We start from the raw sequence: 14,305 nt of genomic DNA on the forward strand, positions 1-14,305 counted from the left end.
CGCCTCAAAAAGACAAATGTTTTCAAACAGTCTGCAATAAAATCTTTGGACAATGTCTAAATAATAAGAGTAGGAATAATAGAATTCCTACTCTTATTTTTGTTAGTTACCTAGAAATTGCTTTTTAAAGAATTCTAATTGCATGTCTAAAGTATCTGGATCATTGAAATAGAATTCACTTCCATTTACTTCGAAAACGTGCTTATTCTTTACTGCTGGTGTATTTTTATAAGTACCTGTTTTTTCTACAGAAGTATCAGTTTGATCAAATTTACTGAAGATTACATAGTCACCCATAAACTCTGGAAGTACTTCTAATGAAATTGCAAAATATCCTGGTTTTAATGCGTTTTCTTCAACTTTTTTAGGCATTTTTAATTTCATTTCTTGGAAAAGAATTTCTGTTCCACGACCCCAGTTGTTACCATATACATAAAGCTGCTTGTCGAATTTTTCAATTACAGAAACTGTTGCATTTGGACCAATTTTAGCTTTAATCTCTTCTCCGGCCTTTTGTGCACGAGCTTTAAAATCATCTACCCATGCTTGAGCTTCTTTTTCTTTGTTTAATAATTTACCAATTTCAATATGTTGAGTTAAGTAATCTATTTTGCCGTATGTATAAACTACAGTAGGTGCAATTTTCTTTAATTTATCAAGGTTTTTAACATTATCTAAGCCAATAATTAAATCTGGATTTAACTCAATAATTTTTTCGATATTATCATCTGAAACTACTTCAACATTTTTTAATTTTTCAGCCCAGCGAGGATTCGACTTAGACCAAGAATCAACACCGACAATGTTAACTCCTAAAGACATTACATTTCCTGCAAACGATGATAACACTACTACACGTTTAGGGTTAGCTGGGACTTTAACTGGACCATTTTGCGATTGATATGTAATAGTTCCAGACTTTTTTGATTCATTCTTTGAGCCTTCTGTACTTGATGCTCCTTTACTACATGCACTAATAATTAGCACGAATATTAAAAGAAATGGTATTAAGATTTTCTTCATTTTTCTCTTCTCCCTTAAGTAAATTGTATGTTATGCACATTGGTTTATCTGTTCTTGGATCTCTTCCAATTACTGTATCAATTGAAAAAACTTTTTTTAGAACTTCATGTGTAATGACTTCTTCGCAAGAACCCGCTTTTACGATTTCTCCATCTTTAAGTGCGATGATAAAATCTGCAAATCGAGCAGCTTGATTTAGGTCATGTAAAACCATTACAATCGTGCGTTCTTGTTCTTGATTTAGCTTTTGTAACAACTCCAAAATTTCGAGCTGATGTGCTAAATCTAAATATGTAGTTGGCTCATCAAGGAAAATGATTTCTGTTTCTTGTACTAACGCCATTGCGATCCAAACTCGTTGACGTTGACCTCCTGAAAGCGAATCAACCGCTTGATATTTGTATTCCTTTGTACCTGTAACCTCAAGTGCCCAATCAATTACTTCAATATCTTTTTGATTTAATCTGCCAAAACCACTTTGATATGGGAATCGACCATAAGATACTAGTTCACCTACAGTTAAACCACTTGCACTCTCTGGGGTTTGAGGTAGAATCGCCATTTTTTTAGCTAGTAATTTAGTATTCTCTGAAGCAATGTTTTCTCCATCTAAAATAATCGTTCCGGATTGATGAGAGATTATTCTTGTAATCGCCTTCAAAAGAGTCGATTTCCCGCATCCATTTGAACCGATGATTGTTGTAATTTGTTTATCCGGAATTTTTATATTAAGGTCTTTTACTATCAAACGATCACCATAACCAATGGTCAATTCATTAGTGTATAACCGTACCATAAACGGACCTCCATTCATTTATATTCCAACCGTTAGTGATAATGATAATTATTATCAATCGTTATTACTACGTAAATATAAGTCTATTTACTAATATTGTCAACATTATTTTTTAGTGAAATCATTGAAAAATTCTCAAAAATGGTTTATATTTTATTGAGAATGATAATCAATGACAGAATATTCTGGAGTGAGAACATAATGAACATGTACGATCTTTATGATGTAACAGTAATCGGAGGAGGTCCTGCTGGACTTTACTCTGCCTTCTATAGTGGTTTACGAGAAATGAAAACAAAAATGATTGAATTTCAATCTGAATTAGGCGGCAAAGTTCATTGTTATCCTGAAAAGGTGATTTGGGATGTTGGAGGACAACCACCAATCCCTGGGGAGAGATTTATCGGACAAATTGTTCAGCAAGGATTAACGTTTGATCCGACTGTTGTGTTAAATGAAAAAGTCGACACAATCACTCGTGACGATAATGGTATTTTTGTTTTACATACAGCTTCAGGTCAAAAACATTATTCTAAAACAGTTATTGTTGCAGTTGGAAGTGGTATTTTAAATCCAACAAAGCTTCAAATAGATGGAGCAGAAAGATTCGAAGTTTCAAATTTAAACTATACAGTAAAATCACTTAAGCATTTCCAAAATAAAACTGTAATCGTTTCCGGTGGTGGTAACTCTGCAATTGATTGGGCCAATGAGTTAGAGTCAATTGCTAAGAAAGTTTATTTAACTTACCGAAAAGATGCTCTAAAGGGTCATGAAGCACAAGTTTCTCAATTAATGAATAGTTCAGTTGAATGTCTTTTCAATACATCTATTACGAAATTAATTGCTGGTGAAAACCATGAAGAAATTGAAAAGGTTGAACTGACAAATAATGAATCTGGTGAAGTATCTCATTTGGCAATTGATGAGGTAATCATTAATCACGGATATGAACAAGATACTTCTTTATTAAATAACAGTGAAATAAAAGTAGAAATGATTCAAGATTTCTATATTAAAGGGAATACAACGAGTGAAACTTCGATTGAAGGGATTTACGCAGCTGGAGATATTTTAATGCATGAAGGAAAGTTACAATTAATTGCAGGCGCATTTCAAGATGCCGCTAATGCCGTTAATAAAGCGAAGCAGTATATCCAACCAGATGCTAGTGGATCAGCAATGGTTTCTTCTCATAATGAAGTATTTAAAAAACGAAATCGTGAATTAATTAAACAGTTGATGAGTTAATCTTAGCAAGGTTTTTCTTGGCTAATAGAACAAAAAACGAATTCAAATTGAATTCGTTTTTTTTCGCTGAGCTTCATACTCCGAAGTAGCATCGTATTTATATTCTGAAAACAATAAACTAGTCTTGCGAACTGTTTAGATGGATGTTTTTTAATTTTTATATACTCTCGCATAAGTTGGATTACTAAATACTTTCTTTCCATTAACTAATCGATAGACGATTACTCTAAAGTAATACGTTTTACCTTTTGTTAATTTCACAATTTTAAAATTGTTAAGACTACCACTTGTGGTAGTGCCCACCCAACTAAACGGTCCAGTGCTTGATGTTGAGCGATAGACTTGATACCCACTTGCTCCATCAATTTTCGTCCAAGATAAAGTCATTGACGTTGAATCTATTTTTTTCACCATAACTACACTAGGAGTTGTTGGAATGGCTTTACCACTCGTGATTTTTGTAAAAGAAGTATAGTTGTTTATTCCATTAATTGTACTGTATGCTCTTACTTTATAGTAATAGGTTGTACCAGTTGTAACAGAGTTATTTGTAAAAGTATTCGAACCATCATTTAATACTGAACCAACCTTGCTATAAGTACCAGAACTAGACGAGCTTCGATAAATTTCATATCCATTTGCTCCAGGTACACTGTTCCAACTAATTTTAATCTTGTTGTACGAACTAGATTCCGCTTTTATAGTAGCATCAACTACGGTTGTATTAACAGTAGTGCTTGTATTCCCATCTTCGTCAACCGTGTATACTCCGATTACACTTCCAGCTTTTTGAACTGGTATTATAATGGTGTACTTTCCATCTTTCGTTACAGCTTCACCAATTTTTTTACTTCCTGACCATGCATATACTTTCGTACCACTTTCGGCTGTTCCTGTTAGATTAGTATCGATATTATTTAATGGGTTAACATTAGGCGTTTTGTCTGGAAAATCTACCTTTAAACGATAAGTTGAAATTGACGTTCCTGGTAGTTCTATTCCAGGTCGGTTACCTTGTACAATATGAATATAATACGTTCCTTTAGGTAAATTTAAGCTGTAATGTAATTTATCTCCCGTTTTATAGGTATAACCACTGGCACTTTCAATAGAATTTCCCTTACTATCATAAAGCCACATAGCAATTGAACCATCTGTTTTGATATTATCAAGATTCAGTACGACAAAACCATATTTGTTGGTCGTAAATTGATAGAAATCTTTATCAATCATATTGTAACAAGAAGAAGAATAATATTGGCTTGATATCAATTGCATACTAGACTCATCAGTATCGTTTGGCTCAAATGACATTTTATCTCGTGTAAAAGCAGCTGGATAAGTTGCTTTTATCCGATAAGAAGCGGTCTTAACTTCAGGTGAATAATACGGGTTAACATACAAATAATATGTACCTTGAGGAACTTTCGTACTAATATAGGCAAGACCATCAGCTGCTTTTAAATGAGGATGGTCTACATAATTCCCAGAACTATCATAAAGCATAAAGTTGAAACCGCCTACGATTTCATCTATAGCAATATAGATGTTTCCAGTCTTATCAGTAGTGAATTGATAAACATCTCTATCAAGGTAATTATCAGCTGTTGAGCTTAAATATTCTCCGTTTTTAAGATTCATACTTGTTAACATGGTATCATTTGGTTCAAAGGTTACCTCATTTCGACTAAATGTAGAGGCGTAAGTCGCTTTCAAACGATAGCTACCTACTGATATACCACTTAAATCAAGTGGTTCTACATGAATAGTATAAGTACCCTTCTCTAATTTACCATTTAAATTGAGTATTAATTGGGAGGGACCATTATAAGTGGAAGAAATTGTTTTGCCATCACTATCAGAAAGAGTGAGACTATATTTTCCGACTGCATTATCGAGTACGATGTAATATTCTCCATATTCCTCCGTTGTAAATTCATATTCTTGCTTGGTTCCTTCCGATATTTGTGCTGTAACTGAGGAACCATTAGGAATTTGTCTGGTTGTTTCATCTGCAAATACAAGACTGCTGAACATGTTTGTTATTAGAAAAACAATTAGACACAAACTAAATACCTTTTTCATTTTCTTGCTCCTTTATAGTTAATTATGTAAGAAAAAAACACAAAAGTTGTGCTTTCGACTACATTTGTTATTTTTTTGTGTAACTCTACCGATTGTTTCACAGAAACGCTAATGTATCCACTTTCAGACCTATGAAACTTTTACACTATGTTCATATTGTTTATATATAAGAATAGTAAACTTACATTCGAATTGTATCCAGCTACCGATTAATATACGGCGTGAACATTGGCAATAATGAGAAAATTAAAACTCCAAATAGTTAAAAAGCCACTACAATTTTATACTACCTTAAAATGATTGGTGATTGTTAGAAACTTTGGTATAAAAAATAGAAATCCCTAATGGATTTCTATTTTTTATTGCTCATTTCCACACCGTCATATACTTTTTCCGATATTTCAGATCCTCTTCTGTTTCAATCAACTCTATGGCCTTTTGTTTAATTTCCTCATTCTTAACCGCATCATACAGATTTCTCATACATTGAATGATATCGTACCGAATCAGTGTATGGTTTTTCTCTTCTTTACAATCTAAATAACGATTTACTAGATGTTCAAGGACGATTGCTCTATGTTCTGGGCTAGCTAAACCTACTCTCCATATTGATTGTAAAGTGTGTCTTGCCGTAACAAATTTTGGATCATATGTAACTTGCCAAATTGCAGGAAAATCGTTTAGCATCCTCTTCTCTGGATCACTAATCGCTAAATTTGAGAGAAATTGTGCAGCTCTTGACCTTTTGTGATTTTCTTTATGAGTTAGCTCCGATTTTAATCGATCCCATACTTCATACGACCAATCCACTTTCTCTTTTGTAACGGAAATAATATAGTCAAAAGCTTCATATTGCAAATTCTTGTCTTTTGATTCAAGGTTTTCAAAATAAGTTTGTACTTGTTGATCCATGTCACATACCTCTTTGAGAATAGTAAATAATTCTTTTATCTAGATGATATGATTCCCTAGCATTTTCAAGCTATGATAAAAATTATCTATTGTTCAAATTTTTTTCTTATTTTTACTAATACTAAGTTTATATTTTCAAGTTCGTATACTTTAAAATCATGACAATCGATGCATTTTCAATGTTACCATTTATACTTGCTCACCAAATTTGAACTTACTGTGATTAGCCTATTCATTTTAATTAAACGTTTGTTTAGTTTTGTAAACATGAGTGAATTCGGTCAAAAGTATCGATCATTTTTATGTTTTTATAATTGAATTAAAATAATTGAACGAAATACGTTCCCTAGTCGTATAAGAAGTAAGGAGGGATTTTTTATGAAAACAATTTCATTTGAGGAAAATCAATTAATCATTTCACTTTCTAGTCTTGAAACAATATTAGGATTAACACATACAATCGAGGTTCCCTACGGTAATATAAAGGATGTTTCTATAGAGGATATCCATCAATTTTTATGGAAAATATATGGTACACATTTAGGCGCAAATAAATATGGCTATTTCAGAAAAGATGGAGTGAACTATTTTGTAGCTTCAAGTACTAACAAGGGGAATTTAGTTTTAACTTTAAAAGATCATAAATACGATAAAATCATTTTAGAATTGGATCACGTTGATGATGTTTTCCAACGGATACAAAATATTTTAAGTACTTATATTAAATAACTTAAATAAGACTGTCTTTAACGGACAGTCTTATCAAATTTATAAATGAATAATTTCAAAACGATGATCAAATTCTCTTAAATATTCTACGACTAGTTTGCGGTGACAATGGTGTGGTTTTTCTTCGCTACACATAAAACATGGTACGCCGTTGCTTATAAAGTCGTTTATTTTGGTTTCGATTTTACGATTTTGTATTAAGCGCAAAAAGTCTTTTTCAAAATCATTCCATGAGACTTCCTTTTTCTTAATTGCTTTTAGTAATTCTTCTGTTGGAGCTAAATCAGTGTCATGTGTGTATTGAATATTTAATAAACCCATTACAAAATGAAGGTCATCTTTTTTTGCATATCCTGCTAGTTGTGATGTGTTATGTAGTCTTGTATCAATTAGATGCGTTACGTTACTTTGTTGGAGCATGGATGCGAAGGTTCTTAATGATTTTTTTGAGAATCCGATTGTTGTTATGTTCATATTTAATAACTACTCCTTCAACTAGTCAAAGTATATTTATGTTTATTAACATTCACCTTTATAGAAAGCACTATAAATATGCTTATTATTATTTTCTTGTAAATATCAAGATTCCCTCCTTATATTGGTAAAACTGATAGCAATTTTATGTAAAATAATTTCTTTTACGAAAGAAAGCCCAGCCTAAGCTGAGCGATCAAAGTAATTCAAATTTATATATAAAATAAGCGTTAAGACTTTACTGCCTCAACTGTAACTTCTTCAAATGGCCAAGATGGAAGCATTTTTCTTAGGATTTTATCTTCCCTGTAGCCAAGGTCATATTCAGCTTGCATGATTGTGTGAATTTCTCTTGTTCCTTCGTAGATAACAGGTGCTTTTGAGTTTCTTAAGTAGCGTTCTACTGGGAATTCGTTTGAGAATCCGTATGCACCGTGAATTTGAACTGCATCATTAGCTGCCTCGTTTGCTGCATTACAAGAAATCCATTTCGCTAGTGATGTTTCTCTTGTATTTCTCTTTCCGTTATTTTTTAACCAACCAGCTTTATAAACTAATAGACGTGAGACTTCAAGGTTTGATGACATTTTCGCGATCATTTGTTGTACTAATTGATGTTTGCCAATTTCTTTACCAAATGTTTTTCGCTCATTACAGTATTTTACGCTTGCTTCAAGTGATGCTTGGATTAATCCGCAAGCACCAGCAGCAACAGTAAATCGTCCATTATCAAGTGCAGACATTGCAATTTTAAACCCTTCACCTTCAAAGCCTAATAAGTTTTCAGCAGGTACTCTTACATCATCTAAAAATACTTCACCTGTATTTCCTGCTCTAATACCCATTTTTCCTTTGATTGCTTTTGTGGAAACGCCTTCAAATGTACGTTCTACAATAAAACAGGATATACCATGGTGCTTTAGGTCATGATTTGTTTTCGCAAAAATTAAGAAATGGTCAGCTACATCACATAAAGAAATCCATGTTTTAGATCCATTTAAAATATAGCTATCTCCATCTTTTACAGCTGTTGTTGCCATTGCAACTACATCAGAGCCTGCATTCGGTTCAGTTAATCCAAATGCTCCAATTTTCTTTCCTTCAGCTTGAGGTACTAAATACTTTTTCTTTTGTTCTTCAGTACCCCATTGTAGTAATGTCATACTATTTAAACCAGTATGTACAGAAACAGCCGTGCGGAAAGCAGTGTCTCCTCGTTCTAATTCCTCACATACAATCGCTAATGTGTTATAATCCATTCCTACTCCACCGTATTGTTCTGGAATACATACACCCATTAGTTGTAAATCTGCAAGTCGTTTTAGAATATTGGCTTCAAAATGTCCTTTTTCATCCCATTCTTTTATAAAAGGGATGATTTCTCTGTCTACAAATGACCTGACTACTTTCCTTACACTAATTTGTTCCTCTGATAATGAAAAATCCATTCCTATTTCCTCCTTAAATTGTTTTATTTCGTTTCATTTCTTCTATTTCATTTCGGGAATATCCTAGTTTACTTACAATTTCTTCTGTGTGCTCACCATGTAGGGGCGGGTGTCTTAATACTTCGATTGGTGTTTTTGATAATTTTAACGGTGATCCGACTAGTTTTAGATCCTTTATAAAAGGATGGTTTACATCTAACACCATTTCTCTCGATTTAGCTTGTTCAGACTGTAAAGCTTCACTCACATTATTAATTGGTCCATTTGGGATTCCAATTTGATCTAATAATTCTTTCCACTCATTTTTACTTTTCATTTTTAACTTATTTTGAATTAATTGCTCTATTTGTTTTCGATGCTGTAATCGTCCAGTATTTGTTTTATATTTTTCATCCAGTAAATTTGGTTCATCAATTAGTAGAGCAAACCTTTTAAATTGTTCATCATTACCTACCGCTATGACTAATTCACCGTCACTTGCAGTAAAGACTTGATATGGAACGATATTTGGGTGCTGATTCCCCATTCGTTCAGGTACAATTCGACTGCATAAATAATTACTAGCTACATTTACTAAAGCAGCTAGCTGAGAGTCAAACAATGAAATATCGATTTCCTGACCTTCTCCTGTACGATCTCGATTCTGAAGTGAAGCAAGAATCCCAATACATGTAAATAGACCAGTTAAAACATCCGAAATGGCTACTCCTACTTTTGTTGGCTCTGCTTCTTTCTCACCAGTAATGCTCATTAATCCAGACATCGCTTGGATGATATAATCATATCCTGGTAAACTTGAATTCGGCCCAACACTGCCAAACCCACTTATGGACGCTAGTATGATGTCTTCTTTTATGTTTTTCAAATCCTCATAGCCAAAACCTAGTTTTGTCATTGTTCCAGGTTTGAAATTTTGAACAACTACATCAGCCTCTGAAACTAGCTTTTTTAAAATTTCTTTCCCCTGCTCACTTTTTAAGTTTAGCGTCATGCCTTTTTTATTGCGGTTTGCACATAAATAATAAGCGCTTTCACCTTCAACGAAAGGTGGCCCCCATCCCCTGGTTTCATCGCCATTATTTATGCTTTCTACTTTTATAATCTCTGCTCCTAAATCCCCTAGGATCATCGTACAAAAGGGCCCGGCTAGTACTCTTGTTAAATCGATGATTTTTACTCCATGTAATGCACCTGGCAATTTTCCCACCTCTATTAATCTAGTTAATAAGCCAGTAAAACGATCAATCACAATAGTTGAATTGAATGTTTAACTGGCTTACAACTGCGCTTTGTATTAACAGTAGATTTATTAAATGTCTAACCCAATTGAAATATATTTAACTTCTAAAAATTCCTCAATACCAAAGTGACCGCCTTCTCTTCCAAGACCGCTTTCTTTATAACCGCCAAATGGAACTTGTACTGCAGAAGGTGTACCATCGTTTAGTCCAATAATTCCGTACTCAAGTGCTTCTGTAACGCGGAAAGAACGACTTAAGTTTTCCGTATACACATATGCAGCCAGACCGTAATTTGAATTATTTGCTCTCTCAATTACTTCTTCTTCGGTTTTAAACGTAGTAATTGGTGCAAGTGGACCAAATATTTCTTCTTTCATACATGCCATTTCATCCGTAATCCCTGTTAAAATAGTTGGTGCATAATAATATCCATCTTCCTCTGACGGTTTATTACCACTAAATACGATTTTCCCACCATTATTAGTAGCGTCTTCAACTAGCGTTTTTACCTTTTCTAAAGCTGCATGATCAATTAGTGGACCAACATCAATTCCTTCTTCTAAACCGTTACCTACTTTTAATTTTTCTAGCTCTTTTGTAAATAATGCTGTAAATTCTTCGGCTACACTTTCCTGTACATAAATACGATTTGTACAAATGCAAGTTTGACCTGCATTGCGGAATTTTGACTGAACTAGGCCAACCACTGCTTTTGATAAATCAGCATCATCCATGACAATAAATGGTGCATTTCCACCAAGCTCTAGCGAAACCTTTTTGACATTCTCCGCTGCTCCTTTCATTAGCGTTTTGCCAACTTCAGTAGAACCAGTGAATGTAATCTTCGTTACTCTTGGATCTTTTAGCCATACATCGCCAATTTCAGAAGACTTACCAGTAACAACATTAATTACACCTTTTGGAATTCCCGCTTCATGAGCAAGCTCCGCAAGCTTTAATGCTGTTAAAGGTGTTTGAGTAGCTGGTTTAATAACCGTTGTACAACCAGCTGCAAGTGCAGGAGCAACTTTTCTAGTAATCATAGCTGCCGGAAAATTCCACGGTGTAATTGCTGCTACAACTCCTACAGGTTCTTTCCTAATTAGAATTCGTTTATTAGGTTGTGTTGCAGGAATTGTTTCTCCATATACACGTTTGCCTTCTTCTGCATACCAAGAAATAAAACCATTTGCATAAACAGTCTCACCCAATGCTTCTTTTAATGGTTTACCTTGCTCAATTGTCATTAATTTAGCAATTTCTTCTTTCTTTTCGTCAATCAGACGATACCAATTCATTAATAAATGATATCTTTCTTCTGCTGTCTTTTTTGACCAAGTTTTAAATGCTGTATGAGCAGCATCAACAGCTAATTTAGCTTCATATGTACCACCAGTTGGAATTGCCCCTACAACTGCACCGGTTGCAGGATTTGTAACCTTCGTATAATATTCATGATCGTTCCCAACCCATGTACCATCTATATACATTGGGTAGACTTCATATTTCTCTTTAATTTGGCTCATGAGTTTACCTCCAGTTGAAATTCTGGTACTAATACAGCTTCGATTGACTCCCTTAAAATATCTAGCCCCTCTTCAAGCTGTTCATCTGTAATCGTTAGTGGCATTAATAAACGAATAACATTGCCAAAGATACCTGCGCTTAACAACATTAACCCTCTATTGTTAGCCTCTTTTACAATCTTTCCAACTGTCACCTTATCTGGTGTTTTATCTTTCTTATTTGTTACAATCTCCATCGCACACATTGCGCCAATTCCGCGAATATCACCTATTTGTTCAAACTGATTAGCCCATTTGTGCATTTCCTCGTAAACTTTTTCGCCAATTTCAACAGCTCGCTCATTTAATCCTTCTTCCTCAATGATATCGAGTACTGCTAATGCTGCACGACATCCAAGTGGACTACCAGAATATGTTCCACCTATTTCTCCGGCATCAGAAGCTTCCATAATTTCTTTTCTACCGATCACGCCACTAATAGGTACTCCTGCACCCATTGATTTTGAAATTGTAATTAAATCAGGCTCAACTCCAAAGTGCTCAATTGCAAAATATTTACCTGTTCTAGCAAAACCAGTTTGAATCTCATCTGCTACAAATAATATTCCATATTGCGTACAGATTTCTCTAACCCTTTTTACAAAATCAAGATCAGGAACAATAAAGCCACCTTCACCTTGGATTGGTTCCATTACGACTGCAGCAATCGTTTCCGGAGCAACCTCTGCAATCAAAAACTGTTCAAATTGTTCAATGATAAATTTACTATATTCTTTTTCATCCATTTGATCTGGACGACGGTAAACATATGGATATGGTGCTTTATACACTTCAGGAGCAAATGGTCCAAATCCATATTTGTAAGGCTTAACTTTACTTGTCATCGTCATTGTCATTAATGTTCGACCATGGAATCCTCTAGTAAAAGAAATGATTCCTTGACGCTTTGTATACTTTCTTGCAATTTTCACTGCATTCTCAACAGCTTCTGCGCCACTATTAAAAAATGCTACTTGTTTATCAAAACTTCCAGGTGAAAGATCTGCTAATCTTTCTGCAAGCTGAATATAAGATTCATACATCATGACATTAAAGCCTGTATGAATATAATCGCCGGCCTGAGCTTGAAGCGCCCTTACTACTCTAGGATGGGAATGGCCTACATTTATCGTTCCAATTGCACCTGCAAAGTCGATAAACGTATTACCATCTACATCCTCAACCAGTGCACCCTTTGCTTTTTTTACAAATGCTTCACTATTATTACTAATCCCTTTTGGAACCACATTATTTCTTCGAGCAACCAGCTCTTGTGATTTTGGTCCTGGAATTGCCGTTTGGATTTTAACGAATTTTCGATCTGCCATTATTGCACCATCCTATCTATAACGATTTTTGTCGGTAATGAAAGCATGTCATGAATTTTAAAGTCATGACATGCTAAAAGAATTAAACTTCAATAGTAGATAAAATTTCTTTAAATGCACCTACTACAGTATCAACTTCTTCATAGCTAATTTTTAAAGAAGGCTCGATACGAATTGTTTTTGAGTTAATTAATGTACCAGCAACTAGGATCCCTTTATCAAACATTCCTTTAGAAACTTCATAGCCAATTTCATCTTGATGGAACTCAATTCCAATCATTAAACCTTGACCACGAATTTCTAATACTTTGTCTTCATGTCCTTTTGCTGCTTCTTTTAATTGATCTAAGAAGTAAGCTCCAACTACTTCCGCTCTTTCAGGTAATTTTTCTTCAAGAAGCACACTGATTGTAGCAATAGCAGCTGCACATGCTAATGGATTTCCACCAAATGTTGTTGTATGCATAAATGGATTTGGGAACCAGCTTTTAAATACTTCTTCATTTGCAACTACTGCTCCAGCCGGCATAACTCCTCCACCGAAAGCTTTAGCAAGACAAATAATGTCTGGAACCACTTCATATAAATCAGCAGCAAACATTTTACCAGTACGACCCATACCTGTTTGAACTTCGTCAAAAATTAATAGTGCTCCGTACTCATCACATAGTTCTCGAACTTCTTTTAAGTAGTTTGGAGGAGGAAGAATAATTCCACCTTCACCTTGAATTGGCTCAAGTATAACTGCTGCAACATCTTCTCCTACTAAAGAGCAAGTTTCAAATGTTTTTCTCATCATATCAATGTCACCAAATGGAACATGACGGAATCCAGGAATTAACGGTAAAAACGGTTTACGGAACATGCCTTTTGCAGTACCAGATAAAGAACCTAAGCTTTTTCCGTGGAATGCACGTGTAGTTGAAATAAATGTACTGCGCTCACTATACATTTTTGCAAGTTTTAATGCTGCTTCTACACTTTCAGTACCACTATTTGTAAAGAATGAGTATTTTAAATCACCAGGTGTAATATCTGCTAAAATTTTAGCAAGCATTGCACGTAATGGATCTAATAAATCTTGGCTATGAAGTGCCTGTCTTTTTAACTGATCCGTAACAGCTTTGATAACTTTTGGATGACGGTGCCCAACATTATAAATTCCAAATCCGCCTAAACAGTCAATATACTCTTTACCGTTTACGTCTTTAAAGCATGAGCCACTATCAGACCATTCAACAGATGCAAATTGACCGCCTTCTGTAACAGTTTTACGGTAAGCAAGGAAACCTGGGTTTACGTGCTCTCTAAAACCATCAACTGTTTCCTTTGTGATCCATGCAGCGTCTTCTTCTGTAACAGTCTCTTTTTCTATTAAACTTAAAACCTTATTAATGTACTCGGTTACATTTTTTTCTTCACTTTTTAATTCGTTTTTTAAGTTGATACCCAT

At 34.4% G+C, this 14,305-nt stretch carries 12 protein-coding genes; 2 read left to right on the plus strand and 10 right to left on the minus strand.

What is annotated here, in order from left to right:
- Positions 1-102 precede the first annotated feature (102 nt).
- Both ACFVR2_RS16100 and ACFVR2_RS16105 read right to left on the minus strand, forming a co-directional pair.
- Positions 103-1,023 (minus strand): iron-hydroxamate ABC transporter substrate-binding protein, encoded by a 921-nt coding sequence (locus ACFVR2_RS16100; protein WP_387363618.1) that lies wholly within the window; start codon positions 1,021-1,023, stop codon positions 103-105.
- Complete coding sequence (locus ACFVR2_RS16105; RefSeq protein ID WP_387363621.1) at positions 974-1,819, minus strand: ABC transporter ATP-binding protein; 846 nt, start codon at positions 1,817-1,819, stop codon at positions 974-976. Before ACFVR2_RS16105 ends, ACFVR2_RS16100 begins: the two co-directional genes overlap by 50 nt.
- A gap of 201 nt (positions 1,820-2,020) precedes the next feature.
- Here ACFVR2_RS16105 and ACFVR2_RS16110 point away from each other — a divergent pair, with 201 nt between their 5' ends.
- Complete coding sequence (locus ACFVR2_RS16110; protein ID WP_387363624.1) at positions 2,021-3,070, plus strand: NAD(P)/FAD-dependent oxidoreductase; 1,050 nt, start codon at positions 2,021-2,023, stop codon at positions 3,068-3,070.
- Between the two features lie 150 nt (positions 3,071-3,220).
- Here the strand turns inward: ACFVR2_RS16110 and ACFVR2_RS16115 are convergent, their stop codons facing one another.
- Together ACFVR2_RS16115 and ACFVR2_RS16120 are read right to left on the minus strand one after the other, a co-directional pair.
- Positions 3,221-5,155, minus strand: a complete 1,935-nt coding sequence (locus ACFVR2_RS16115) for a fibronectin type III domain-containing protein (protein ID WP_387363627.1) — start codon at positions 5,153-5,155, stop codon at positions 3,221-3,223.
- A 366-nt stretch (positions 5,156-5,521) separates the two neighbouring features.
- Positions 5,522-6,067 (minus strand): hypothetical protein, encoded by a 546-nt coding sequence (locus ACFVR2_RS16120; RefSeq protein WP_387363630.1) that lies wholly within the window; start codon positions 6,065-6,067, stop codon positions 5,522-5,524.
- Positions 6,068-6,445: 378 nt separating this feature from the next.
- On the opposite strand from ACFVR2_RS16120, the gene ACFVR2_RS16125 reads away from it, so the two are divergent.
- Positions 6,446-6,796 carry a hypothetical protein gene (locus ACFVR2_RS16125; RefSeq protein WP_387363633.1) on the plus strand — a complete coding sequence of 117 codons (351 nt, stop codon included), beginning with the start codon at positions 6,446-6,448 and terminating at the stop codon, positions 6,794-6,796.
- A 39-nt stretch (positions 6,797-6,835) separates the two neighbouring features.
- Here the strand turns inward: ACFVR2_RS16125 and ACFVR2_RS16130 are convergent, their stop codons facing one another.
- The 6 genes from ACFVR2_RS16130 to ACFVR2_RS16155 form a co-directional block, all read right to left on the minus strand.
- Positions 6,836-7,270 (minus strand): DUF488 domain-containing protein, encoded by a 435-nt coding sequence (locus ACFVR2_RS16130; RefSeq protein WP_387363636.1) that lies wholly within the window; start codon positions 7,268-7,270, stop codon positions 6,836-6,838.
- Between the two features lie 230 nt (positions 7,271-7,500).
- A complete protein-coding gene (locus ACFVR2_RS16135; RefSeq protein WP_387363638.1) occupies positions 7,501-8,718 on the minus strand; it encodes an acyl-CoA dehydrogenase family protein in 1,218 nt (405 codons plus the stop codon).
- A gap of 13 nt (positions 8,719-8,731) precedes the next feature.
- Positions 8,732-9,916 (minus strand): CaiB/BaiF CoA transferase family protein, encoded by a 1,185-nt coding sequence (locus ACFVR2_RS16140; RefSeq protein WP_387363641.1) that lies wholly within the window; start codon positions 9,914-9,916, stop codon positions 8,732-8,734.
- Between the two features lie 111 nt (positions 9,917-10,027).
- Complete coding sequence (locus tag ACFVR2_RS16145; RefSeq protein WP_387363889.1) at positions 10,028-11,449, minus strand: NAD-dependent succinate-semialdehyde dehydrogenase; 1,422 nt, start codon at positions 11,447-11,449, stop codon at positions 10,028-10,030.
- Between the two features lie 32 nt (positions 11,450-11,481).
- Positions 11,482-12,852 (minus strand): 4-aminobutyrate--2-oxoglutarate transaminase, encoded by a 1,371-nt coding sequence (gabT, locus tag ACFVR2_RS16150; RefSeq protein WP_387363644.1) that lies wholly within the window; start codon positions 12,850-12,852, stop codon positions 11,482-11,484.
- 82 nt (positions 12,853-12,934) lie between these two features.
- Positions 12,935-14,305, minus strand: coding sequence for a putrescine aminotransferase (locus ACFVR2_RS16155; RefSeq protein ID WP_387363647.1), 1,371 nt, complete (start codon positions 14,303-14,305; stop codon positions 12,935-12,937).

Source organism: Gottfriedia sp. NPDC057991 (assembly GCF_042886615.1).
Classification (GTDB): Bacteria; Bacillota; Bacilli; order Bacillales; family Bacillaceae_G; genus Gottfriedia.

Coding starts and splice junctions, on each gene's coding strand:
- ACFVR2_RS16100 (WP_387363618.1), bottom strand. CDS start 1,023: ATGAAGAAAATCTTAATACCATTTCTTTTAATATTCGTGCTAATTATT.
- ACFVR2_RS16105 (WP_387363621.1), bottom strand. CDS start 1,819: ATGGTACGGTTATACACTAATGAATTGACCATTGGTTATGGTGATCGT.
- ACFVR2_RS16110 (WP_387363624.1), top strand. CDS start 2,021: ATGAACATGTACGATCTTTATGATGTAACAGTAATCGGAGGAGGTCCT.
- ACFVR2_RS16115 (WP_387363627.1), bottom strand. CDS start 5,155: ATGAAAAAGGTATTTAGTTTGTGTCTAATTGTTTTTCTAATAACAAAC.
- ACFVR2_RS16120 (WP_387363630.1), bottom strand. CDS start 6,067: ATGGATCAACAAGTACAAACTTATTTTGAAAACCTTGAATCAAAAGAC.
- ACFVR2_RS16125 (WP_387363633.1), top strand. CDS start 6,446: ATGAAAACAATTTCATTTGAGGAAAATCAATTAATCATTTCACTTTCT.
- ACFVR2_RS16130 (WP_387363636.1), bottom strand. CDS start 7,270: ATGAACATAACAACAATCGGATTCTCAAAAAAATCATTAAGAACCTTC.
- ACFVR2_RS16135 (WP_387363638.1), bottom strand. CDS start 8,718: ATGGATTTTTCATTATCAGAGGAACAAATTAGTGTAAGGAAAGTAGTC.
- ACFVR2_RS16145 (WP_387363889.1), bottom strand. CDS start 11,449: ATGTATATAGATGGTACATGGGTTGGGAACGATCATGAATATTATACG.
- gabT (WP_387363644.1), bottom strand. CDS start 12,852: ATGGCAGATCGAAAATTCGTTAAAATCCAAACGGCAATTCCAGGACCA.
- ACFVR2_RS16155 (WP_387363647.1), bottom strand. CDS start 14,305: ATGGGTATCAACTTAAAAAACGAATTAAAAAGTGAAGAAAAAAATGTA.